This window comes from Streptomyces sp. NPDC002088 (assembly GCF_040296605.1).
Lineage (GTDB): Bacteria > Actinomycetota > Actinomycetes > Streptomycetales > Streptomycetaceae > Streptomyces.
Genome location: NZ_JBEOXO010000036.1, coordinates 15017 through 37059, shown reverse-complemented (window position 1 = coordinate 37059; position 22043 = coordinate 15017). Strand labels below are relative to the sequence as shown.

Below are 22043 nucleotides of genomic sequence, written 5' to 3'. Positions count from 1 at the left end.
CCGGGAGTCGGAATGACCCGCACAACCCCACCGCGGCCGGCCGACGTCACGGCGGTCTTCCCCTCGCTGGCCCGGCTGGCACGCACGGCAACCCGGCTGCACCCGCGTCCCGGGTCGCCGTCCCGCCACGACAGCTCGATCGGCGGGCCGCTGCTGTGGCCGGCCAGCCGGCCGTGGCCGCACTGCAACGGCCCGCACGAGCCGGACGCGTTTCCGGCGACCTCCCCGGCGGACGAAAGACTGCTGCGGCAGATACTCACGGCCGCCCGGGACCGGCCGCGGAGCGACACGCTGCTCACCCCGCAGGAGCAGGCCGCGGTGGAACGGATCACTGCCGGCCGCCCATGGCCCGAGGGGCCGGTCTCCATGCTGCCCGTCGCGCAACTGTACGCACGCGACGTACCCGCCCTGCGTCCGCCCGGGTCGGCGGACCTGCTGCAAGTGCTGTGGTGCCCCTTCGACCACCCTCCGGAGAACATGCCCGGAACCACGCTGTTCTGGCGGTCCGCCGCCCTGGTCACCGACATCCTCACCGCCCCTCCGGAGCCGACGGCACTCCAATACCCGGGCTACCTGCTTGAGCCATGCCTGATCGACCCGGAGCAGGTCACGGAGTACCCCGCACCCCTGGAGCTGCGTCAGGACCTGCGTTCGCAGGTGCAGGAGTGGAGCGCGCGACAGAAGGCCGGTGCCGAGCCCGGCAGCGTCTACGACCAGGCGAAGGACGCCTTCTACCAATATGAGCTGTCGGTCGCGCCCGGCTGGAAGGTCGGCGGCTGGGCCCCCTGGAGTTTCACCGATCCCCGCCCCCAGTACTGCTCCGCCTGCGGTACCCCGATGGAGCCGCTCCTCACGATCGCCTCCACCGAGTGGAGCGACAGCGAGCCCAGCTGGATTCCGTATGAGGACCAAGCCGCCGCCTCGGCGCACACCGCCCACCCCGACCCGGCGAACCCGGCCATGGTCTCCGTCGGCCGCGGCTACAACCAGCAGATCTATACCTGTCCAGCGGCGCCAGAGCATCCGCACGCCGAGCTGATGCAGTAGCGGCCGGACGAATGGTTGGCCCACTGAACGCGGCCAGCAAAGAACCTCGATCTCCACAAGAAAAACAATCACGCAGGAGGGGAATCCAACATGTCCGAGACAAAGGGCGTACTGCTGCCGGCCTACGTACTGGCCGACGAGTCAGGCTCGATGAGCCCGTACCTGGAGGAACTGTCCAACGGACTGGTGTCGTTGTGCGAGGGACTTCGCGCGGAGCCGATGGTCGCGGCGAAGCTGCGGCTGGCGGTGCTGGGGTTCTCCGACGACGTGCAGGTGCGGCTCGCCGTGGCCGACATGCGTACCGAGGGCACCCTGCCCCAGATGGAGATCCGTGGACTCACCAACTACAAGGCCGTGTTCGAGGATCTGCTGCATCGGATTCCCGCCGATGTGCAGTGGCTGCGCGGCGAGGGATACAAGGTGCACCGCCCCGTGGTGTTCCTCCTGAGCGACGGGCAGCCCACCGACGGCGGGTCCTGGCGCGGCCCCCACGCCGCGCTGACCGACAAGTCCCAGACCCCGACGGCCCCGAACATCATCGCCTGCGGCATAGGCGACGCCCGGGCCAACACCATGCTCGAAGTGGCGACCCGCCCCGAATTCGCCTTCGTCGCGAAGGCCGGGACCGACATCGGCCAGGCCATCTCCGAGTTCTTCCATTCGCTGACCGCCAGCCTGGTCGCCTCCGGGCAGGCGCTGAACTCGGCGAGCCCGCAGCTCGTGGTCAACCGGCCGGACCAGTTCACCATGGCGATCGACGAGGTGTGACCGTGAACATGAACCCGGAGAACGCCCTCGCGCCCGCTGGGACACAGAAGGCATCGTCCCCGGCGCACCCCACGCACCCCACGCACCCCGCGCCCTGGCACCGGATCGTGATCGGAACCCCGGGGCCGGAGTTCGAGGCGCTGCCCCCTGGCCAGTACGACTTCGACTTCCCGGACACCGAATGCGACGGCTGGTCGACCACGGAGCTGGCCATGCGGTTCGCCTCGGTGCGCGGTGCCAAGCACCGCTACTACCGGCAACCGCGGCAGGACGCCGCACGAGCGGCGGTACACGCCGCCACCGGCAGCATCGTCTTCGCGGTCGCCGACGGCGTCTCCAGTGCGTCCAGTTCCGAGCAGGGCGCCGTAGCGGCCTGCCAGGCAGCCCTGGATCGGCTGCTCCACCTGCTCGACCAGCCAGGAGAACCCATCGACCTGCGTGACGTGGCATGCCACGCGGCCGATCGACTGCGTGAGCTGACGCGGTGGCGCCTCGGCGGACGGGACCCGGAGTTCAGCGAAGTGGCCGGCCTGTACGCGACGACGCTCGTGGCGGGCGTGGTCCGCCCTCACCCCGGCGGGCCTCTGGTCGAGCTGTGCCGCATCGGGGACTCGGGAGCATGGACCCTGGACCGCTCGCGCGGACAGTTCCTGCCCCTGTTCCCCACCAAGACGGGGTCGGACGTCCTCCTGGTGTCCAGCACGGTGACGCCCCTGCCCCACGTGCCCGATCCGCTCGAGCAGACCAGCAGGCGCCTGTCCTCCCACGAGGCGCTGCTGATCGGAACCGACGGCTTCGCCGACCCGCTCGGCGACGGCGACGGCCAGGTCGGCTCCCTCTTCGCCCGTCACCTCGCGCACCCGCCGCCGCCCCTGTGGTTCGCGCACCTGCTGGACTTCTCCCGGGAGACCTTCGACGACGACAGGACCCTGTTGACGATCTGGCCCACGACACCCGAGGGGCAGTGGTGAACTCCCCGCGAACCCCCATGGTCGAACATCACAAGCTCACCCTGGGACAGCAGTTGGGCCAGGGCGGCCAGGGCACGGTCTACGAGGTCACGAACCGGAAGATCAACGAGGCGGCGGGCGACGGCTGGGACGTGGTCTACAAGGAGTACGGTCCTGCCGTACTGCCCGCCCTGCGCGCGGACGCGCTCGCGTCGAGAGCCGAGCTGATCGGCGGGTTGAACGCGGCGGACGCCAAGTGGCTGTGCGAGAGGACCGCTTGGCCCGCGGCCGTGGTCCAACGTCAGGGGCACACCTGCGGGTTCCTCATGCGGGCCGTTCCCGAGCGCTTCCGGTTCGCGTTCCAGAACCTCGGCGGAGCGAGCGGAACCCAGCGACTCGCCAACATGGAGTACCTCCTCAACGACGACGCCTACGTGGCCGGCATCGGCCTGACCATCAGCAGCCGGGACCGTCTCGCCATCCTGGGCGACCTGGCCACGACGCTCAGTCGGCTCCACCGCCTCGGCATCACCGTCGGAGACCTCTCCCCGAAGAACCTGCTGTTCGCCACCGCCCCGCACGCCGAGTGCTTCCTCATCGACGCCGATGCCATGCGTCTTCGGGGCGCCACCGTCCTCCCCCAGGCCGAGACTCCCGACTGGCAGATCCCCGACGGAGAGGAGAAGGCGACCTGCGCCAGCGACGTCTACAAGCTCGCCCTGCTCGCCGTACGCCTCATCGCCCGTGACCAGACCGCCACCGACCCCGCCGCGCTGGCACCCGTCGGCCCAGCACTCGTCGACCTGGCCCGCAGCAGCCTCGATCCCGACCCGACCAGGCGTCCGACTCCGGCTCTGTGGGCGGAAACCCTCGCAGCCGCCGCCACAACAGCATCGACCGCTCCGGCATCGGCGCCGGCAGGACCCGGCCCCGGGGCAGTGTCGGCGCCGGGTCGACGACCCCGGCGGACCCAGCACGCTCCGGGCAGCCCTCTGCCAGGAGGGGCCGTCCCCCGTACGAGACCGGCAAAGCCCAAAGGCAAGACCGGAGCCGGCTTCGCCGCGAGCGTCGCGGTCGTACTCGTCGCGCTTCTCGCTCTCGCCGCCACGCACTCCAACCAGGCCGATTCCGGGACGGCTTCCGGGTCGGTCGCCCCGGCTGTGTCGGATTTCCCGACCGTGCCCGACTCCCTACCCACCGACCCCGCGTCCACGGATCCCGACCCCGTAGACCCCGACCCCGCGACCTCTGAACCCGATACGCCGTCGGAATCCCCGACCCCCGACGCCATCGCCGACGCCGAGGTCGGGTCCTGTTTCTACGACAACGGGACCAGCGACGACCCCGACCTCGTCGCGACCGACTGCACGGACGGGGCGTTCAAGGTCGTGAGCATCTACTCCGACACGACCGACCTGTCCAGCTGTGACAACGTCACCGACAACGACGAGAGCGTGTCCTCCGCACGCAACGACCTCGTGCTGTGCCTGAGCTATCAGAGTCCCGGCGGCACCGCCTACCACGCCCACCAGGGTGACTGCGTCTACGGCTCCAGCGGCACCGGCTCATGGAGCACCCAAACCTGCCAGACCGGGAACTTCAAGGTCCTGGCCACCTACAGAGGCATCAGCGACGACTCGAAGTGCAACTCCTGGCCGCACTACAACCAGTGGAAGCACTTCGGGGTCGCAAGCGACTCAGGACTCGACGTGCTGCTCTGCCTGTCCATGAACTACCCCGACGACGCCGGATACGCGACGAAGAACGAATGCCTCCTCAAGTCCGGCAGCGGCCAGAACGTGACCTTCACCAACGTCGGCTCCTGCGCCGCCTCGAACGTGGTGGTCAACGGGCGCACCAGCCAATACGACGCCGGCGCCTTCTGCGGAAACTACGGCTGGACCACGTGGAAGCCCTCGGACTATCCGTCACTCGCCTACACGGTGTGCTGGAGATGGAAGTAAGTCCCCGACCGCATCGTGCACACCGGCCACGGCAGCACGCGCACCTCGGGCGAACTCCGTTGGAAGGTACCGGCGTTGGCGCCCACCGGGTCGGTATCGGTATCTCCCCCCGCCAACCCGCTCAGCGACGTCACCGAGAGCGATCTCACGATGCGGCTGCGCAAGGAATGGCCTGGCGCCCTCGCCCTCAACCCGTTCACCTTCCCCAAGCCGACCGACGCCTCGGCGCTGCGGTTGATCGAGGACGGCACCGCCGACGCCGTAGCCTTCGGCACCCTCTTCCTCGCCAACCCGGCTCCGCCAGGGCGGCCCGTTCAACCAACCCGACCGCGCCACGTTCTACGGCGGTGACGAGCGCGGCTACACGGACTACCCGCCCCTCGGCTGACGGTGGGGGTGACGTGGTGACGTCGTCTCCGCCGCCCCTACCACTTACCTGTCCGGTCAACTGAAAGCCCTCTTGCGGATCGCCCACGCCAGCAAAGTTCATAACTACCTGTTCAGTGTCCCGATTGGGGGACTTTCGTCCCTTGAGTAACGCTGCACGTCGGCTACATTGGAGAAACAGATACCTGTCCGAACAAGTATTATTCTTCGGGCAGCCATCACAGGGCTGGCGACACCCGACACGAGGACGTCGCCGACCGCCCGGGCCCAGCCCGGTAGACACCTCGCCCGCCACTGCTCAAGGGAACCCCAATGAACACCACCGGCACCACGATCGACCGTCCCGCCGACATCGCGCGCACCGCGCCGAGACCGACGCTGCCGCTGGCCGGCATCGCCGTCGCCACGATCGCCGCGGTCCTCCTCGATGTCATCGCCTACTGGATCGCCGACGCCGCCGGCGCCTCCATGAAGATCGACTCGCCGTACGACCTCAGCGTCGGCGTGGTCATCATGGCCTCGGCGGTTCCCCTTCTGATCGGCTCCGCCGTCATCAACCGCCTGGGGCGCCTGCGTCCCGTCCTCGCCCGGCGCCTGGCCTGGGCCGGGCTCGCGGTGGCCATCGTGTCGAGCGTGTCGCCGTTCGCCATGGCCGACGACACCGCCACCGCACTGATGCTCACCGCGATGCACCTCATCGTGGGCGCGGCCTGGGCGGCGATCACTCTCGTGCGCCCGCGCCGCAGTGCCGTGCGGAACTGAGCACGACTGAAGCCCCTGCCCCACCGCGGCTCACGCAGCCGACATGCCCCGGGCCTGCCGTCCGCCCCGGACCGCGTGGCCCACAACGCCTCCATCCGCACGCGAGAACGTTGGACCGCACCATGTCCGAGACCCCGCAGTCCCCACCCGTCGACACCCGAGAGGCGATCCGGTGCCAGGAGGCCGCCCACCTCCGCTCCGGCTTCGACGTCCTCGGCAAGCGATGGAACGGACTGGTCCTCGCCGCATTGTCAAGCGCGCCCCTCGGCTTCGCCGACCTGTCCCGGGTCCTGCCTGATCTCAGCGAGCGCATGCTCTCCAGCCGACTGCAGGAACTGGCCGCCGCCGGACTCGTCGCCCGGACCGTGGACCCCGGACCACCCGTCCGCTCTCGCTACACCCTGAGCACGAGCGGACAGGCCGCCGTCCCCGTGCTCCGGGTGATCGCCACCTGGGCAGCGACGCACCTCTCGGCCATCGACGTCACTGCGGAAGCCGCGCGAGACGGATCACCGGGAGCTCCCGGTCCGTCTTCGTCTGGTACTGCGCGAAGCGCGGCGCCGAGGCAGTGATCCGTGCCCACGCTGTCTCGCGAGCCTCGCCGTGCAGTTCCTCCGCCACGACCGCGATCTTCTGCCCCTGCACCTCGATCTGAACCTGATCGGGGTGGGCCGCGAGGTTGAAGTACCACGCGGGGTTCTTCGCCGCACCGGCGGCAGAGGCCACGATCAGCCAGCTGCCGTCCTCGCCCTGAAACCATCCGACAGGCGTCTCGCGCGGGAGGCCGCTCTTGCGGCCGACGGTGGTGAGGATCAGCGCGTCGAAGCCCTGGAACCTGCCGCCTCCACGGCGGATCAGACGCTTGGCCAGCTTGTTGAACCAGACCACCGCGCCGCCCGGCTGTCGTGCGCCGCGGGTTCCGGCAGGCGTGTTGAAGCTCATGCATCCCTCCTCAGCGATGACAGCAGACCGTAGTGGCGACCAGAAGGTTGGTCAAGCAATTTCTAGCCACCGAGCCGCTTCTCGCCTGAGGAATAACACCCAGGTTCTCGACGCTGCGGCTATTTAGTTAGCCGAACAACTAAACACCTACTGGTGTGTCAGGGAGTACGCGGCTGACCACCAGCAAGGACCGCTCCACCTTCGGGAGATCTCATGCAGTTCGGCATCTTTTCCATTGGCGACACCACCCCCGACCCCACCTCGGGCCGCACGCCCACCTCGCGTGAGCGGCTCAAGGCGATGGCCGCGATCGCGGTCAAGGCCGAGGAGGTCGGCTTCGACGTCTTCGCGACCGGCGAGCACCACAACCCGCCGTTCGTGTCCTCCTCCCCCACCACCCACCTCGCCTACATCGCCGCCCAGACTGAGCGATCATCCTGTCCACCTCCACGACGCTCATCACCACCAACGACCCGGTGAAGATCGCCGAGGACTACGCCGTCCTGCAGCACCTGGCCGACGGCCGCATCGACCTGATGCTGGGCCGCGGCAACACCGGCCCGGTCTATCCGTGGTTCGGCAAGGACATCCGCCAGGGCATCCCTCTCGCGATCGAGAACTACGCGCTGCTGCACCAGCTGTGGCGCGAGGACGTCGTCGACTGGGAAGGCCGTTTCCGCACTCCGCTGCAGGGCTTCACCTCCATGCCGCGCCCGCTGGACGGCACCCCTCCGTTCGTCTGGCACGGCTCGGTACGCAGCCCGGAGATCGCCGAGCAGGCCGCGTACTACGGCGACGGCTTCTTCGTGAACAACCTGTTCGTCCCGCACGAGCACTTCCAGCAGCTGATCGAGCTCTACCGCACCCGCTACGCCCACTACGGCCACGGCACTCCCGAGCAGGGCATCGTCGGCATCGGCGGCATGGTCTACGTACGCGCCAACTCCCAGGACGCGGTACGCGAGTACCAGCCGCACTTCGACCGCTCCCCGATGGGCGGCGGCCCCTCGTTGGAGTCCGTCACGGCCCGCACCTCGCTCACCGTGGGCAGCCCGGACCAGGTCGTGGAGAAGTACGCCAAGTACCGCGAGTACTACGGCGACTACCAGCGCCAGCTGTTCAACATCGACGCCGGCGGCGTTCCGCTCAAGACCGCCCTGGAGATGCTCGACCTGCTCGGCGAACACGTGCTCCCGGTACTGCGCAAGGAGTTCGCCACCGGCCGCGCCACCGACATCTCCGCCGGCCCCGTCCACCCCGCCCAGAACAAGACCGTCCAGAAGGAGACCGCCCAGTGAACGCTCAGGAGCCGCTCCGTCTCGCCGTCGTCTCGGCGGGTCTGAGCAATCCCTCGTCCACCCGGCTGCTCGCCGACCGCCTCACCGAAGCCGTACGCGGCGAACTCGACACGGCCGGACGCACCACGGAAGTCCACGTCGTCGAACTGCGCGAGCTGGCCCGGGACATCGCAGACCATTTCGTCAGCGGCTACCCCTCGCCCACTCTCGAGGAGGCCATCACGACGGTCACCGGCGCGGACGCTCTGATCGCGGTCACGCCCGTCTTCACCTCCTCCTACAGCGGGCTGTTCAAGTCGTTCTTCGACGTCATCGACAACGACGCGCTCACCGGCAAGCCCGTCCTGATCGCGGCGACCGGCGGCACGGCCCGCCACTCGCTCGCCCTGGACCACGCGCTGCGGCCGCTCTTCGCCTACTTGCGCGCGGTCGTCATACCCACCTCGGTGTACGCCGCCTCGGAGGACTGGGGCGGCAGCGGTGACCCGCTCACCGACACGCTGCCCACTCGGATCGCCCGCGCGGGACGCGAACTGTCCGCGCTCCTGGCCGGACTCTCCGGCGGCGGGGCCCCGGTCACGGACGACCTCGCCGTCGTCCCGTTCGAACAGCAGCTGGCTGCGCTGCGGCCCCAGGCCCCGGCCCGGCCCAGCACCCCGTGAAGGAGGAACCAACCATGACCGCCACCATGACGAACCAGGACATCCCTCAGCTGGTCGTCCACAGCGGCCTCGTCGCCCCCGAGAAGGCCGCCTCGACGGCCGACCGCTGGGAGCGCGCGCAGCAGCTCTTCGACGTGAAGGAGTACGTCCGGGCGGCGAAGCTGCTCGAGGACGTCGTGGCCGATCAGCCCCGCTCGACCGGTCCGCGGCTGCTGCTGGCCCGGGCGTACTACCACTCAGCACGCCTGGAGCGTGCGGCCGAGACACTGCGGCAGGTCATCGAGCTCGACCCGGTGGAGCACTACGCTCACCTCATGTCCGGTGCGGCCCCAAGCGGCAGCTACGCGCCGCAGCCGAACGGTTCGGTATCGCCCGCCTCGTGGGCGAGATTGCGTTCCAGGCGGTCGAGTACGGCGAGCGTCTGCTCCTGCTCGGCGTCGTCGAGGTCGCCGACGGCGCCGCGTTCGAGTTCGGCCCAGATGTCCTCGACCTTGTCCCGCAGTGCGAGGCTCGCGGCGGTCGGCTCGACGATCACCGACCGCTTGTCGGTGGGCGAGGGCACGCGGCGTACGAAGCCGGACTGTTCCAGGCGGCGAACCGTACGGGTGATGGTGGCCGCGTCGGACCCGAGGACCTGGCCGAGGTCGACCTGGCGCAGCGGGCCACGGTGCCAGAGCTCCATCATGACCACCTCCTGACTCGGGTGGAGACCCACCTCGCGCAGCAGCTGCCCGGCGATCATGCGGTGCAGCCGGGCCACCCGGAAAATCGCGTGGCTGACCGGGCCACGGCGCGCGGCCGACGGCACCTCACCGACGCCTGCCACGCCTCTCCCCGACTCATCACTCATGCGTCCTCCACCGACACTCGCACCACAGGGTCCGGCGCCCTGCCGGTCTTCCCTGGTCATCACCGCTCTCGCACTATAAGCGGCCCGTGATTGGTGCTTCTCCCGCGCGCATCCGAGCATTCGCAAGATCTCGCACCGACGTCCCGTGCTGGTGCGGAGTGATGAGCCCCGCCTGGGCAGGACGGCGTCCGTCAGATGTCAGCCTGGTCCTCGACGTAACAGTCTGAACAGTCCAACTCGATCTCGGCTGTCGCTTGGGCCAGATTGCGCTCCAGCCGGTCAAGGATCGCGAGCGTGTCGGCCTGTTCGGCCTCGGTGAGGTCACCGACGGCCGACTGCTCCAGCCGGGACCAGATGTCCTCGACCTTGCTTCGCAGCGCGAGACTGACCGCGGTCGGTTCGACGATCATCGACCGCTTGTCGGTGGGCGAGGGCACGCGGCGCACGAATCCTGACTGCTCCAGGCGGCGAACCGTACGGGTGACCGTCGCCGGATCCGATCCCACGAGCTCACCAAGATCCACCTGACGCAGCGGGCCCCGTGCCCACAGCTCCATCATCACCAGCTCCTGACTCGGGTGGAGACCCACCTCGCGCAGCAACTGCCCGGCGATCATGCGGTGCAGCCGGGCCACCCGGAAAATCGCGTGGCCGACCGGTCCACAGCGCACGACCGACGGCTCCAGGTCCACACCTGCTGCTTCACTGCTCATCTGTCCTCCACTGCTCCTCGTGGCGCGATTCGCCGCGCCGCGTCCATACGTCCTGTGCAATCACCCAAGTAACTGAGAGTCGTTCCGGGCATTCCTTCGCTCCGATACGCCGCGGCGCCCGCCCCGCCCCAGAGGGCCGGGGGGCGCCGCGGCAGCATCAGCCACGCCTGGGGTTGATCAGTTGTTGAGGGTGGGGTAGTCGGTGTAGCCCTGTTCGGTGCCGCCGAAGGAGGTGGCGCGGTCGGGGGTGTTGAAGGGGCCGCCCTGGGCGAGGCGGGCCGGGAGGTCGGGGTTGGCGAGGAAGAGGGCGCCGTAGGCGAGCAGGTCCGTGGTGCCGTCCTCGATCAGCTCCAGCTCGGCCGGTCCGGTGGGCTCCTGGCCGGTGAAGGGGTTGAGGATGAAGGTGGTGGGCCAGGCCTTGCGGGCGGTGAGGGTGAAGTCGCGGTAGCCGGGGGCTTCCATCTGGTGCAGGTAGGCCAGGCCCAGGGGGGCCAGGCCGTCGATGAGGGCGGTGTAGGTGGCCTCGACGTCCGCGCGGTCGGTCTCGGCGATGTCGTTGAACGGGTTGCCCGGCGACATGCGGAAGCCGGTCTTGTCCGCGCCGATCGCCTGTGCGACCGCCTTGGCGGTCTCGATGGCGAAGCGGGCCCGCTTTTCGGGGGTGCCGCCCCAGGCGTCGGTGCGGGTGTTGGAGTTCGGGGCCAGGAACTGGTGGATCAGGTAGCCGTTGGCGCCGTGCAGCTCCACGCCGTCGAAGCCGGCCGCGATCGCGTTGCGCGAGGCGGACACGTAGTCGTCGATGGTCGCCTTGACCTCGCTGTCGCTCAGCTCGTGCGGCAGCTCGAAGTCCTTCATCCCGTCGTGGGTGTAGATCTGTCCCGCGGCCTGGACGGCGGAGGGGCCCTCGGGCTGGCGCCCGGACCAGGAGGAGTGCCCGACCCGGCCGGTGTGCATCAGCTGCAGGAAGATCACGCCGCCCTCGGCGTGCACCTTGTCGGTCACCTTCCGCCACGCCGCGATCTGCTCGACCGTGTGGATACCCGGGGTGTCGGGGTAACCCTGGCCGATCGCGGACGGCTGCGTGCCCTCCGTGACGATCAGACCCGCCGACGCCCGCTGCGCGTAATACTCCGCCATCAGATCCGTCGGAGTCTGCCCCTCCCCATAGGCCCGGCTCCGCGTCATCGGAGCCATCACGATCCGGTTCGCCAGCCGCTGACCGGCCAGCTCGTACGACTCAAACGCCTTCGACATGAAGAAACTCCTCGCTATCGAGACACCGGCACACCCACGAGAGGAGGGCCTGCAGGCGACACTCATTACATCTCTACTTGACTGAACAAGAACTGGTATCGATTCATTCCGCCTGACGTGCGGACCCGCGACACCCGCGCCAGCAGGCTTCAGATAGGTGAACAAATCGCTAATTTCCCACCAGTTACCACAGGATGCCGAGGGCCAGCAGCGCCGCACCGCATCCATCCGCGACAAGTTCAGTATAGATACTTGTTCGGCTATGTAAAAATCTGGAACTTGCATAGCAGTGGAGCGGAGCGCACACAGCGCCCCGCTCCACGAGCCCCTCAGCCGGCCAGCCAGCCACCGTCGACGTCGATAACGGCGCCATGTACGCACCGAGCCGCGTCCGAGGCGAGCCAGACCACCGCTTCGGCAATGTCCTCCGGCTTGCCCATCTGACCCGTGGCGGTGCGCTGGATGATCGCGTCCAGGTAGCCGTCCGCAGCGGCCTGTTTGGTCATCAGCGTCTCGATCGGGCCAGGGGCCACCGCGTTGACACGGATGCCCTCCTTGGCGTGATCGAGGGCCGCCGACCGGGTCAGTCCGATGACGCCGTGCTTGCTGGCCGAGTAGGCCGCGCCGTTGGCGACGCCGGCCTGGCCCCACATGGAGGCGGTGTTCACGATCGCACCACCACCGACCTTGCGCATGGCCTGGACCTGGTACTTCATTCCGTAGAAGACACCGTTGAGATTGATCCGGATCGCCTTGTCCCAGCTCTCCTCGGACAGATCGGCCACGGTGCCGTTCACGCCGATGCCCGCATTGTTGTGGGCGAAGTCGAGGCTGCCGAACTGCTGCTCAGCAGCATCGACAGCGACCTTGATCGACTCGGCGTCACTGACGTCGGTGCGGACGAAGTGCGCCCCACGGCCGCGGCGTCAGGGCGAGCGCACTGGCCGCCCACGGCGGCAGCAGGGTGACCGCACCGGCGAACAGGACACGGATGCCGAGGCGTTCGGCCGGACCACGCCCGAAGTCACGCAGGTAGCGCAAGGCAGCCGGGGTAGGGGTCAGCTGAGGCCTCATCCGGGCCAGGTAGGAGGTCGCCTCACCCCACCACGAGACCCGCATCCGCACCCTGGAAAAGGCCCGCTGGCCGCTGCCCACGATCGGCGTCCTCGCCGGCGCCGTGGGCGCGGCCACAGGCGCCATCGCCCTGTTCGCCAGATGACTGCGGCCCCGCTCTCCCCACGCGGGAGGGCGGGGCCGCTTTCGTGCGTCCGGGGTCAGTTGCGGCGGGCGGCCACGGCGTCCGTGTACAGCTCCCGTGTCAGATCCTCAGGGCCGATACCGAGGTCGGCGAGTACGGCCCGGACGTCGTCCAGCCCGGCCGTGACGTCATCCTCGTTGACGATGGTCTCGACCTCGAGGAACGTGCCGTCGAGCTCGGGGACGCGCACAAGGGTGGCGAGCAGCTGCCGGCCGCGGTCCTCGAGGTCGTAGTTCCTGCACCGCTTCTCGAAGGCGATGACGGGCAGGTAGCCGAGGCCGCGCAAGATGGCGTGCGCCGCCTCGGAGTCCTCGACACGGGTCTCATGCTCGGGCTTCGACCCCGAGTCCTCGTCGACCGCAGCGCCCTTGAACGTGAGCACCGTGCGGGTCCCATCCGCGCCATGGACGGTACGCACCCGCAGCTCCTCGCCCGCTTTCCCCAGCGAGCCGTCCGGCCGGTCGTAGTAGCTGTCCTGGTAGATCTCGACGCGCGCCGTCGCCAGCTGGTCGAGCTGCCGCATGACCGCCTCGGGTGAGTGCACCCGCGCCTTCAACTCCGCCTCGATCACGAGCGGTTTCCTCCTCCTGGTCAGACCGTGCGCTGCGCGCTGTCGATGACCGCGTCGAACATCCTGCGGAACCCCCGGAACAAGGGTCCGTGCGGTGTCTCCATCACCTTGTACGTCGCGCTCTCGTGGCCTTCCCACCCCGCGTCGAAGGCGCTGACGAACATGGTGGAGTCCGTGCGGACGAGCCGCCAAGTAGGCAGCATGCGGTACCTGTACACCTGGATCTCGGACGAGTCAGCCAACTCGCGCAGGCGCGCCTCCGCCAGCCGTACCCCAGACGCGAGGGACTCGGAGGACTCCCCGATCTCGGCAGCCCGTTGGGCCAGGGCGTCGCTGTCGGGGTCGAGGAGAGCGATCCGGATCCGTAGGCCCTTGCCACCTTGTTCACGGGGCAGGCAGGCGCGCAGCAGGCTGTCACTAAGCCCGATCAGGCCGAGGCCGCGCACCGCGAGTACATCCAACTCCGTGGCTTCGCGGGCCTGCTGCTGGATTTCCTCAGCCGCGGAGTTCTGCGCGGCGTAGACGCGGACGACTTCAGGGAATGCGGCGAGGTCAAAGGCGGCACCGCCGGAGCGCTTCTCGCGGCTCGCGGCGAGGCCGAGCAAGTGGCGGGCATCGTCAGGCATGCGCAGTCCGTCGGCGATGCGCTCGTACACGTCGAGGCGGGACACTTCGCGGCGGCCGTTGATGATCTCGTTGACGCGGGCCTGTGTCATTCCGGCCGCGCTCGCGATGCGGGCCTGGCTGGCACCGGCGTACTGCTGCACGTGCCGGAACACAGCGCCCATGTCCCGCGCGCGCAGCGCCTGCCGCACCTCAGCGCGCTCCCATGCCCAGTCGGGCAGTTCAATCGGTCCGAGCGTCGTCGTCATAGCGCAGCCCCCGGTATCGCGAGCAGGATGGGAAACCATCTCACGGTGAGATTACCGGTGGGGGATCGAACCGACACCATGCGTCACAAGATGCTGGCCAGATCATGCATGCCCCGGCGACCGCGCGAACGACCCCGGGGCTGGCCGACTGGTTGGAGTCGACATGACGCAACGTACCGCCACCGCCGCCGGAGCGGCAGGGCACGACGAGCTGCCCGTGGACATCGCCACCATGCGCGAGTCCGTGCGCCACCTGCTCGGCGACCTCGCCCCCGTCCTCGCCGGTGACGAGCTGGGGACGCTGGCCGTCCTGCTGCGGGACCACATCGAGCAGCTCATCCCAGAGGTGGAGACCGTGTGCCTGGGCCTGCCGAAGGATGACGTTCCGCGAGCGTGCGCGCTGGCCTGCGTGGGCGAGGCCCGTATGCGGCTGCGGCTGGGTGACGGTGACACGGGCGACGTCCGTCTGTCTGTCGCGGTGAAGCTGGCGCGGTCAGTGCGGGCGCTGTGTGATCACTACGAGAACCTCAGCACGAACTGAGCACCCCAGACTCCTGCCGCAGGGCTGCGCCCAAGCGCGCGCCTGGCGACAGGAACGCCCGGACCGTATCCCGCGAAGAACCCGGCCCGGGCGCTCAACCTCATCCGCAACCAGCGAAGGAGACAACCGTGAGCGTACCTCCGAACCCTGGCCCCGACCCGGCCCCGATCCCCGGCCCGGACCAGCCGGTACTGCCCCGCATGCTCATCACCGACGAACAGTTCACCTCCTGCCGCAGCACGGTCATGGACGCCAACCCGGACATGGCTGAGGAGATGGCCGGCCGGATCGTCGAGGAGGGCCTCAAGTTCGTCGCGGCCTGCGCGAAGAACCCGGGTGTCGGCCTCGCGCCCAGCCGGATCGTCGACGAGGGCTGGCATGCCCTGCTGCTGCACACCGCGATGTACGCGGAACTGTGCGAGCAGTTGGGCGGCGAGATCGTGCACCACTACCCCGGCTACGACCCGACGCACTACGACCCCGAGATCCTGGACCGGACCCGCGAGAAGATCACGGAACTCGGCTGGGAAGCGGACCCGGAACTGTGGGGCCCGCCGTCGGACGAGACCCTCGTGTCGGTCGCGGCGAAGTGCCAGCACGCGCCCGAGTGCACCATCGTCGTCACACCGAAAAAGCCCGGCGGCGTGGCCTAGCCTTCCTCGGTGAAGGGAGGCCGCATGTCCGAGTGGATCGACCCGAGGTACGCGGAACTGGTGGCGGCGTGGAAGCGCGCGCAGCAGCCGGACTCGCGTGACCCGGAGCCGAAGCCGGTGCGGGGATTCATCGTCCCGGCTGAGCGCTGACGCAGTAACCGCGGCCCCGGCCGGATGCTGATCCGGCCGGGGCTGCTCTATGTCTTGATCATCTGCCTTTCGGGCCAGCAGCGGGCCAGCTAGCGATCTCCAGAGACAGCAAAGCCCCCTTCACTCGAAGGGGGCTGACGGGGTCTCGCAGGTGGAAACGGTTCCTCGAACACGTGTCCCAGTGGGGCGGGTGGGACTCGAACCCACGGCCGACGGATTATGAGTCCGCTGCTCTAACCGGCTGAGCTACCGCCCCGTACGGCGTGTCGCGTACATGTGTGCGCGCCGTCTGCCGCAGCATAGCCGGTCATACGATCTCCTGCTTCGCATGGTCGACTTCGCATGACCATGAGGACCGTGCTGCCGCCTGCGCGGTTCCCCCGAACATGAAAAAGGACCCCTACGGGGTCCTCGTTCAGCATGCTCCCCCGACTGGACTCGAACCAGTAACCTGCCGGTTAACAGCCGGCTGCTCTGCCAATTGAGCTACGGAGGACCGAGCTCCCCCGACTGGACTCGAACCAGTAACCTGCCGGTTAACAGCCGGCTGCTCTGCCAATTGAGCTACGGAGGAATGCCTCGTTGCATCGAACGTACCTACCTGGGTATTCGCCAGGGGGCGTGCGCTCGCTGCGACACATACATTAGCGCAAGCAGGGGGGTGCTTCGCCAATCGGTTCCCCCCTGGCCTGCCGCGCCAGAGACCTAACGCAAGGGAAGGGCGGTCGCCATGCGCTACCGGCTCACGTTCGTCGCCGGACTCGTCCTGGGTTACGTGCTGGGCACGCGTGCCGGGCGCGAGCGCTACGAGCAGCTGAAGAAGTCCGCTCGTCAGGTCGCGCAGAACCCCGCCGTGCGCAACACCGCGGAGTCGGCCGCCCAGCAGGGCCGCCAGTTCGCGGGCAAGGCGTACCACGCGGTGAGCGAGAAGGTGGGCGAGCGGATGCCCGACTCGGTCACGGACCGGGTCCGCTCGCTGCGGGCGCGGAACACCGACGGAGCGGGCGCGGACGACTGGGGCACCAGCAACACGTAACGCAGGTCACAGGGATGGGTGCCGGGCATCACACGAACCTGCAACGTCCCTGAGACTCCACCCGGCACGGCCACCTCTCCCGGTGCGGCAGAATTTGGCCATGGGGATAGTCGCCGGGTTGGACAGTGCGCCCGATTTCACTCGTATCGTCGTCTGCGACGCAGACACGGGAGCCGTACTCAGGCAGGGCTATGCGCCTCATCCGGTGGAGGGCGGCGAGAGCAGCGGGCGGCCGGCCGACGTCGATCCGCAGGCGTGGCTGCTGTCCCTGGGTGAAGCCGCGGGCGGTGGGCTCCTCGAGGGCGTGCAGGCCATCGGCGTGTCGGCGCAGCAGAACGCGATCGTGCCGCTCGACACGCAGGGCAACACCGTGCGTCCGGCGCTGGTCGGCGGCGACAAGCGGGCGCAGGTCGCCGCGGCCGACCTGGTGGACGCCCTCGGCGGGCGTGAGGCGTGGGCGCAGGCGGTGGGCTGTGTGCCGCAGGCCGCGCAGCCGGTGACCAAGCTGCGCTGGCTGGCCCGCAACGAGCCCGACAACGCGCTGCGCACCGCCTTCCTGCTCCAGGCCCACGACTGGCTGGTGTGGCAGCTGCTCGGGCGGCCGGTGCGCCGGACCACCGACCGGGGCGGGGCCTCCGGCACCGGGTACTGGTCGGCCGCCACCGGTGGCTACCGGCCCGACCTGGTCGAGCTGGCGCTCGGTCACCAGACCATGCTGCCCGAGGTGATCGGGCCCGCCGACGCGGCCGGTACGACGCCGGAGGGGCTGCTGATCTCCGCCGGTACCGGCGAGACCATGGCCGCCGCCTTCGGGCTCGGCCTCGGGCTCGGCGACGCGGTCGTGTCGCTGGGGGCCTCCGGCTCGGTGATGGCCGTCCACCCCGAGGCGCTGATCGACCAGAGCGGGATGATCACCTCTCTGGCCGACGCGACCGGCATGCATCTGCCGGTCGTCACCACCCTGAACGCCGTACGCACCCTGCGCGGCACCGCCGAGCTGCTCGGTCTCGCCGACCTGGAGGGCCTGTCCGACCTGGCGATGAAGTCGACGCCGGGGTCCCACGGCCTGGTGCTGCTGCCCTACCTGGAGGGTGAGCGGACGCCGAACCTGCCGCACACCGCCGGGACCCTGGCGGGTCTCAGGCGCGAGTCGATGCGGCCCGAGCACCTGGCGCGGGCCGCGTTCGAGGGCATGCTGTGCGGGCTCGCGGACGCGCTCGACGTGCTGCGCGGCCGGGGTGTGGAGGTGCGGCGGGTCTTCCTGCTGGGGGCGGCCGCGGAGCTGCCCGCCGTGCAGGCCGCGGCGCCGGGGTTGTTCGGCGCGCAGGTCGTGGTGCCGCAGCCCGCGGACTACGCGGCGATCGGCGCCGCCCGGCAGGCCGCCTGGGCGCTCGGCGTGTCCCAGGGCACCCTCGACCCGCGTACCCCGCCCGCCTGGCAGGGCGCGGCCGCGCAGGTCCTGGAGCCCGGCGAGGAGCTGGCGGTGGGACAGGCGGTGCGCCAGCAGTACGTGTCGGTGCGGGAGCAGACGCATCCGGGGGCATTCCGCCCATAAGCGCACCGTTGGCTTAATCGGTTGAGGTAACACCGGTGGAGTGCCCGACGATAGGGGCCAGGGGCAACCGTCCGCCCCGACCGCCGACTCCGAGAGACGTAGCGTGCTCATACGACTTCTGCGGACCTATCTCAGGCCCTACAGGAAACCCATCGCTCTGCTGGTACTGCTGCAGTTCCTGCAGACCTGCGCCACCCTCTACCTGCCCACCCTGAACGCGCACATCATCGACAAGGGCGTCGTCGAGGGGGACACGGGATACATCCTGTCCTCCGGCGGCCTCATGATCGGCATATCGCTGGCGCAGGTCGTGTGCAACATCGGCGCCGTGTACTACGGCGCCCGGACCGCCTCGGCGCTCGGCCGCGACATGCGCGCCGGCGTCTTCGACCGGGTGCAGTCCTTCTCCGCCCGCGAGGTCGGCCAGTTCGGCGCGCCCTCGCTGATCACCCGTACGACCAACGACGTCCAGCAGATCCAGATGCTGGCCCTGATGACGTTCACGCTGATGGTGTCGGCGCCCATCATGTGCGTGGGCGGCATCGTCCTGGCGCTCGGCCTGGACGTTCCGCTGTCCGGGGTGCTGGTCGCCGTCGTGCCGATCCTCGGCATCTGCGTGACGCTGATCGTACGGCGGCTGCGGCCGCTGTTCCGCTCCATGCAGGTGCGCCTCGACACGGTGAACCGGGTGCTGCGCGAGCAGATCACCGGCAACCGGGTCATCCGCGCCTTCGTCCGGGACGAGTACGAGCAGCAGCGGTTCCGGCAGGCCAACACCGACCTCACCGAGATCTCGCTGAAGACCGGCAACCTGCTCGCGCTGATGTTCCCGGTGGTCATGACCACGGTGAACGTGTCGCAGATCGCGGTGGTCTGGTTCGGCGCGCACCGGATCGACAGCGGTGGGATGCAGATCGGTGACCTGACCGCGTTCCTCGCCTACCTCATGCAGATCGTCATGTCCGTGATGATGGCCACCTTCATGTTCATGATGGTGCCGCGCGCGGAGGTGTGCGCCGAGCGCATCCAGGAGGTCCTGGACACCTCGTCGTCCGTGGTTCCGCCGGTGGCGCCGGTCACCGAGCTGCGCCGGCACGGGCATCTGGAGATCCGCGGGGCCGGCTTCCGCTATCCCGGCGCCGAGGAGCCGGTGCTGAAGGCCATCGACCTGGTGGCGCGGCCCGGTGAGGTGACCGCCGTCATCGGCTCGACCGGCAGCGGCAAGTCCACGCTGCTCGGGCTGGTCCCGCGACTGTTCGACGCGACCGACGGCGAGGTGCTCGTCGACGGGGTGGAGGTGTCGGACATCGATCCGGTGGTCCTCGCCAGGACCGTCGGGCTCGTGCCGCAGAAGCCGTACCTCTTCGCGGGCACGGTGGCGACCAACCTGCGCTACGGCAACCCGGGCGCCACGGACGAGGAGTTGTGGCACGCTCTGGAGGTGGCGCAGGCCAAGGACTTCGTGAGCAAGCTCGAGAACGGGCTCGACTCCCCCATCGCCCAGGGCGGCACCAATGTCTCCGGCGGTCAGCGGCAGCGGCTCGCCATCGCCCGTACGCTCGTGCAGCGGCCCGAGATCTACCTCTTCGACGACTCCTTCTCCGCCCTCGACTACGCCACCGACGCGGCCCTGCGGGCGGCGCTCGGGCAGGAGACCGCCGAGGCGACCGTCGTGATCGTCGCCCAGCGGGTGGCCACCATCCGCGACGCCGACCGGATCATCGTCCTCGACGAGGGCCGGGTCGTCGGCACGGGCACCCACCGCGAGCTGATGACGGACAACGAGACCTACCGGGAGATCGTGCTCTCCCAGCTCACGGAAGCGGAGGCTGCCTGATGGCCGGGCCTATGGGGCGGATGATGGCCGGGAGCGGCCCGGACAGCCGCTCGCTGGACTTCAAGGTGTCGGGCAGGCGGCTCATCGCCAACTTCAAGCCCGAGCGGCTCACGATCTACGCGCTGCTGACATGCGTGGTGGTGAGCGTGGCCCTCAACGTGGTCGGCCCGAAGATCCTCGGCAAGGCCACCGACCTGGTCTTCGCGGGGATCATCGGACGGCAGATGCCGGCCGGGTCCACCAAGGAGCAGGTGCTGCAGTCCATGCGCGAGCGGGGTGACGGCTCCGTCGCCGACATGCTGCGCAGCACGGACTTCACCCCGGGCAAGGGCATCGACTTCGGCACCGTGGGGAACGTACTGCTGCTCGCGCTGGGCACGTTCCTCGTCGCCGGTGTGCTGATGGCGTTCGCCACGAGGCTGGTGAACCGGGCCGTCAACCGGACCATGTTCCGGATGCGCGAGGACGTGCAGACGAAGCTGTCGCGGCTGCCGCTGTCGTACTTCGACAAGCGGCAGCGTGGTGAGGTGCTCAGCCGGGCCACGAACGACATCGACAACATCGGGCAGACGCTCCAGCAGTCGATGGGCCAGCTCATCAACTCGCTGCTGACGATCATCGGTGTGCTGGCGATGATGTTCTGGGTGTCGTGGCTGCTGGCGCTGGTCGCGCTGGTCACCGTGCCGCTGTCGTTCGTCGTGGCCACGCGCGTGGGCAAGCGGTCGCAGCCGCACTTCGTGCAGCAGTGGCGCTCCACCGGCAAGCTGAACGCGCACATCGAGGAGATGTACACCGGGCACACGCTGGTGAAGGTGTTCGGGCGGCAGGAGGAGTCGGCGAAGCAGTTCGCCGAGCAGAACGACGCGCTGTACGAGGCCGGGTTCAAGGCGCAGTTCAACAGCGGGGTCATGCAGCCGCTGATGATGTTCGTCTCGAACATCAACTACGTGCTGGTGGCCGTCGTCGGCGGCCTGCGGGTCGCCTCCGGCTCGCTGTCGATCGGTGACGTGCAGGCCTTCATCCAGTACTCGCGCCAGTTCTCGATGCCGCTGACGCAGGTCGCGTCGATGGCGAACCTGGTGCAGTCGGGTGTCGCGTCCGCCGAGCGGATCTTCGAACTCCTCGACGCGGAGGAGCAGGAGGCCGACCCGATGCCGGGCGCCAGGCCCGAGGAGCTGCGCGGGCGGATCGCGCTGGAGCACGTGTCGTTCCGCTACGACCCCGAGAAGCCGCTCATCGAGGACCTGTCGCTCAAGGTCGAACCCGGGCACACGGTCGCCATCGTCGGCCCGACCGGCGCCGGCAAGACCACGCTGGTCAACCTGCTCATGCGGTTCTACGACGTCACCGGCGGGCGTATCACCCTCGACGGCGTCGACATCGCGCGGATGTCCCGGGACGAGCTGCGCGCCGGGATCGGCATGGTGCTCCAGGACACCTGGCTGTTCGGCGGCACGATCGCCGAGAACATCGCGTACGGCGCCTCGCGGGAGGTCACCCGCGGGGAGATCGAGGAGGCGGCGCGCGCCGCGCACGCGGACCGGTTCGTGCGGACGCTGCCCGACGGCTACGACACCGTGATCGACGACGAGGGCAGCGGTGTCAGCGCCGGCGAGAAGCAGCTCATCACCATCGCGCGGGCGTTCCTGTCCGACCCGGTGATCCTGGTGCTGGACGAGGCGACGAGTTCCGTCGACACCCGCACGGAGGTGCTGATCCAGAAGGCGATGGCGAAGCTGGCGCACGGGCGTACGTCGTTCGTCATCGCCCACCGGCTGTCGACGATCCGGGACGCCGACACGATCCTGGTGATGGAGAACGGGTCGATCGTGGAGCAGGGCGCGCATGCCGAACTGCTCGCGGCGGACGGGGCCTACGCGCGGCTGTACAAGGCGCAGTTCGCGCAGGCAGTGGCCGAGGTCGACTGAGGTACTCGGCTTCAGGCCCGGGGGCCGCTCACACGAGGTGAGCGG

22 protein-coding genes, 3 tRNA genes and 3 pseudogenes are annotated in these 22043 nt (G+C 69.1%); 17 read left to right on the top strand and 11 right to left on the bottom strand.

The annotated features are described in order from the left end of the window. The first annotated feature begins 12 nt into the window (after positions 1-12). The 7 genes and pseudogenes from ABT114_RS44175 to ABT114_RS44145 all read left to right on the top strand — a co-directional run bounded on the left by ABT114_RS44175 (position 13) and on the right by ABT114_RS44145 (position 6450). Positions 13-1047: a hypothetical protein gene (locus ABT114_RS44175; RefSeq protein ID WP_351151145.1), complete on the top strand. Its 1035-nt coding sequence runs from the start codon at positions 13-15 to the stop codon at positions 1045-1047. Between the two features lie 90 nt (positions 1048-1137). After that, positions 1138-1815 (top strand): vWA domain-containing protein, encoded by a 678-nt coding sequence (locus ABT114_RS44170; protein ID WP_351151142.1) that lies wholly within the window; start codon positions 1138-1140, stop codon positions 1813-1815. A gap of 8 nt (positions 1816-1823) precedes the next feature. Then, the gene (locus tag ABT114_RS44165; RefSeq protein WP_351151234.1) at positions 1824-2786 is read left to right on the top strand and encodes a protein phosphatase 2C domain-containing protein; all 963 of its coding nucleotides are present in this window, start codon (positions 1824-1826) and stop codon (positions 2784-2786) included. Continuing rightward, positions 2783-4729 (top strand): LppU/SCO3897 family protein, encoded by a 1947-nt coding sequence (locus tag ABT114_RS44160; protein ID WP_351151140.1) that lies wholly within the window; start codon positions 2783-2785, stop codon positions 4727-4729. Before ABT114_RS44165 ends, ABT114_RS44160 begins: the two co-directional genes overlap by 4 nt. A gap of 141 nt (positions 4730-4870) precedes the next feature. After that, a pseudogene (locus ABT114_RS44155) lies at positions 4871-5117 on the top strand (alkene reductase); the annotation flags it as partial. Between the two features lie 311 nt (positions 5118-5428). Further along, complete coding sequence (locus tag ABT114_RS44150; protein WP_351151137.1) at positions 5429-5878, top strand: DUF6069 family protein; 450 nt, start codon at positions 5429-5431, stop codon at positions 5876-5878. Between the two features lie 122 nt (positions 5879-6000). Then, the gene (locus ABT114_RS44145) at positions 6001-6450 is read left to right on the top strand and encodes a winged helix-turn-helix transcriptional regulator (protein WP_351151135.1); all 450 of its coding nucleotides are present in this window, start codon (positions 6001-6003) and stop codon (positions 6448-6450) included. On the opposite strand, the gene ABT114_RS44140 is transcribed toward ABT114_RS44145, so the two are convergent. Continuing rightward, on the bottom strand, positions 6362-6820 hold the full coding sequence (locus tag ABT114_RS44140; RefSeq protein WP_351151132.1) for a nitroreductase/quinone reductase family protein: 459 nt from the start codon (positions 6818-6820) through the stop codon (positions 6362-6364). The two genes, ABT114_RS44145 and ABT114_RS44140, sit on opposite strands and share 89 nt — an antisense overlap. Before the next feature lie 213 nt (positions 6821-7033). On the opposite strand from ABT114_RS44140, the pseudogene ABT114_RS44135 reads away from it, so the two are divergent. The 3 genes and pseudogenes from ABT114_RS44135 to ABT114_RS44125 all read left to right on the top strand — a co-directional run. After that, positions 7034-8118, top strand: a pseudogene (locus ABT114_RS44135) (CE1758 family FMN-dependent luciferase-like monooxygenase). Further along, complete coding sequence (locus ABT114_RS44130; RefSeq protein ID WP_351151129.1) at positions 8115-8780, top strand: FMN reductase; 666 nt, start codon at positions 8115-8117, stop codon at positions 8778-8780. Before ABT114_RS44135 ends, ABT114_RS44130 begins: the two are co-directional and overlap by 4 nt. A gap of 14 nt (positions 8781-8794) precedes the next feature. Then, a pseudogene (locus ABT114_RS44125) lies at positions 8795-9085 on the top strand (tetratricopeptide repeat protein); the annotation flags it as partial. Positions 9086-9120: 35 nt separating this feature from the next. Here ABT114_RS44125 and ABT114_RS44120 read toward each other — a convergent pair. The 7 genes from ABT114_RS44120 to ABT114_RS44090 all read right to left on the bottom strand — a co-directional run bounded on the left by ABT114_RS44120 (position 9121) and on the right by ABT114_RS44090 (position 14298). Then, positions 9121-9630: a MarR family winged helix-turn-helix transcriptional regulator gene (locus tag ABT114_RS44120; RefSeq protein WP_351151126.1), complete on the bottom strand. Its 510-nt coding sequence runs from the start codon at positions 9628-9630 to the stop codon at positions 9121-9123. Positions 9631-9821: 191 nt separating this feature from the next. Then, the gene (locus tag ABT114_RS44115; RefSeq protein ID WP_351151123.1) at positions 9822-10343 is read right to left on the bottom strand and encodes a MarR family winged helix-turn-helix transcriptional regulator; all 522 of its coding nucleotides are present in this window, start codon (positions 10341-10343) and stop codon (positions 9822-9824) included. A gap of 177 nt (positions 10344-10520) precedes the next feature. Further along, positions 10521-11597, bottom strand: coding sequence for an alkene reductase (locus ABT114_RS44110; RefSeq protein WP_351151121.1), 1077 nt, complete (start codon positions 11595-11597; stop codon positions 10521-10523). Between the two features lie 329 nt (positions 11598-11926). After that, the gene (locus ABT114_RS44105) at positions 11927-12469 is read right to left on the bottom strand and encodes an SDR family NAD(P)-dependent oxidoreductase (RefSeq protein WP_351151232.1); all 543 of its coding nucleotides are present in this window, start codon (positions 12467-12469) and stop codon (positions 11927-11929) included. Between the two features lie 10 nt (positions 12470-12479). After that, positions 12480-12752, bottom strand: a complete 273-nt coding sequence (locus ABT114_RS44100; RefSeq protein WP_351151118.1) for an oxygenase MpaB family protein — start codon at positions 12750-12752, stop codon at positions 12480-12482. Between the two features lie 119 nt (positions 12753-12871). Next, positions 12872-13426: a class IV adenylate cyclase gene (gene cyaB, locus ABT114_RS44095; RefSeq protein WP_351151115.1), complete on the bottom strand. Its 555-nt coding sequence runs from the start codon at positions 13424-13426 to the stop codon at positions 12872-12874. A gap of 20 nt (positions 13427-13446) precedes the next feature. Continuing rightward, on the bottom strand, positions 13447-14298 hold the full coding sequence (locus tag ABT114_RS44090; protein ID WP_351151112.1) for a helix-turn-helix domain-containing protein: 852 nt from the start codon (positions 14296-14298) through the stop codon (positions 13447-13449). Between the two features lie 163 nt (positions 14299-14461). On the opposite strand from ABT114_RS44090, the gene ABT114_RS44085 reads away from it, so the two are divergent. The 3 genes from ABT114_RS44085 (at position 14462) to ABT114_RS44075 (ending at position 15642) form a co-directional block, all read left to right on the top strand. Continuing rightward, positions 14462-14839 (top strand): DUF6415 family natural product biosynthesis protein, encoded by a 378-nt coding sequence (locus ABT114_RS44085; RefSeq protein WP_351151109.1) that lies wholly within the window; start codon positions 14462-14464, stop codon positions 14837-14839. Positions 14840-15039: 200 nt separating this feature from the next. Then, the gene (locus tag ABT114_RS44080) at positions 15040-15492 is read left to right on the top strand and encodes a glycine-rich domain-containing protein (protein ID WP_351151229.1); all 453 of its coding nucleotides are present in this window, start codon (positions 15040-15042) and stop codon (positions 15490-15492) included. 24 nt (positions 15493-15516) lie between these two features. Beyond that, the gene (locus ABT114_RS44075) at positions 15517-15642 is read left to right on the top strand and encodes a hypothetical protein (protein WP_351151106.1); all 126 of its coding nucleotides are present in this window, start codon (positions 15517-15519) and stop codon (positions 15640-15642) included. A gap of 182 nt (positions 15643-15824) precedes the next feature. Here ABT114_RS44075 and ABT114_RS44070 read toward each other — a convergent pair. The 3 genes from ABT114_RS44070 to ABT114_RS44060 form a co-directional block, all read right to left on the bottom strand. Next, positions 15825-15898 (bottom strand) — tRNA-Ile (locus ABT114_RS44070). Between the two features lie 167 nt (positions 15899-16065). Further along, positions 16066-16138 (bottom strand) — tRNA-Asn (locus tag ABT114_RS44065). A 5-nt stretch (positions 16139-16143) separates the two neighbouring features. Beyond that, positions 16144-16216, bottom strand: a tRNA-Asn gene (locus ABT114_RS44060). A 156-nt stretch (positions 16217-16372) separates the two neighbouring features. Here ABT114_RS44060 and ABT114_RS44055 point away from each other — a divergent pair. The 4 genes from ABT114_RS44055 (at position 16373) to ABT114_RS44040 (ending at position 21998) form a co-directional block, all read left to right on the top strand. Then, complete coding sequence (locus ABT114_RS44055) at positions 16373-16678, top strand: YtxH domain-containing protein (RefSeq protein WP_351151103.1); 306 nt, start codon at positions 16373-16375, stop codon at positions 16676-16678. A 100-nt stretch (positions 16679-16778) separates the two neighbouring features. Continuing rightward, complete coding sequence (locus ABT114_RS44050) at positions 16779-18233, top strand: FGGY family carbohydrate kinase (protein WP_351151100.1); 1455 nt, start codon at positions 16779-16781, stop codon at positions 18231-18233. 103 nt (positions 18234-18336) lie between these two features. Then, entirely contained in the window at positions 18337-20070 is a 1734-nt protein-coding gene (locus ABT114_RS44045; protein ID WP_351151097.1) for an ABC transporter ATP-binding protein, read from the top strand. Beyond that, on the top strand, positions 20070-21998 hold the full coding sequence (locus ABT114_RS44040) for an ABC transporter ATP-binding protein (protein ID WP_351151094.1): 1929 nt from the start codon (positions 20070-20072) through the stop codon (positions 21996-21998). The genes ABT114_RS44045 and ABT114_RS44040 overlap by 1 nt, the downstream gene beginning before the upstream one ends. The last annotated feature ends 45 nt before the right edge of the window (positions 21999-22043 follow it).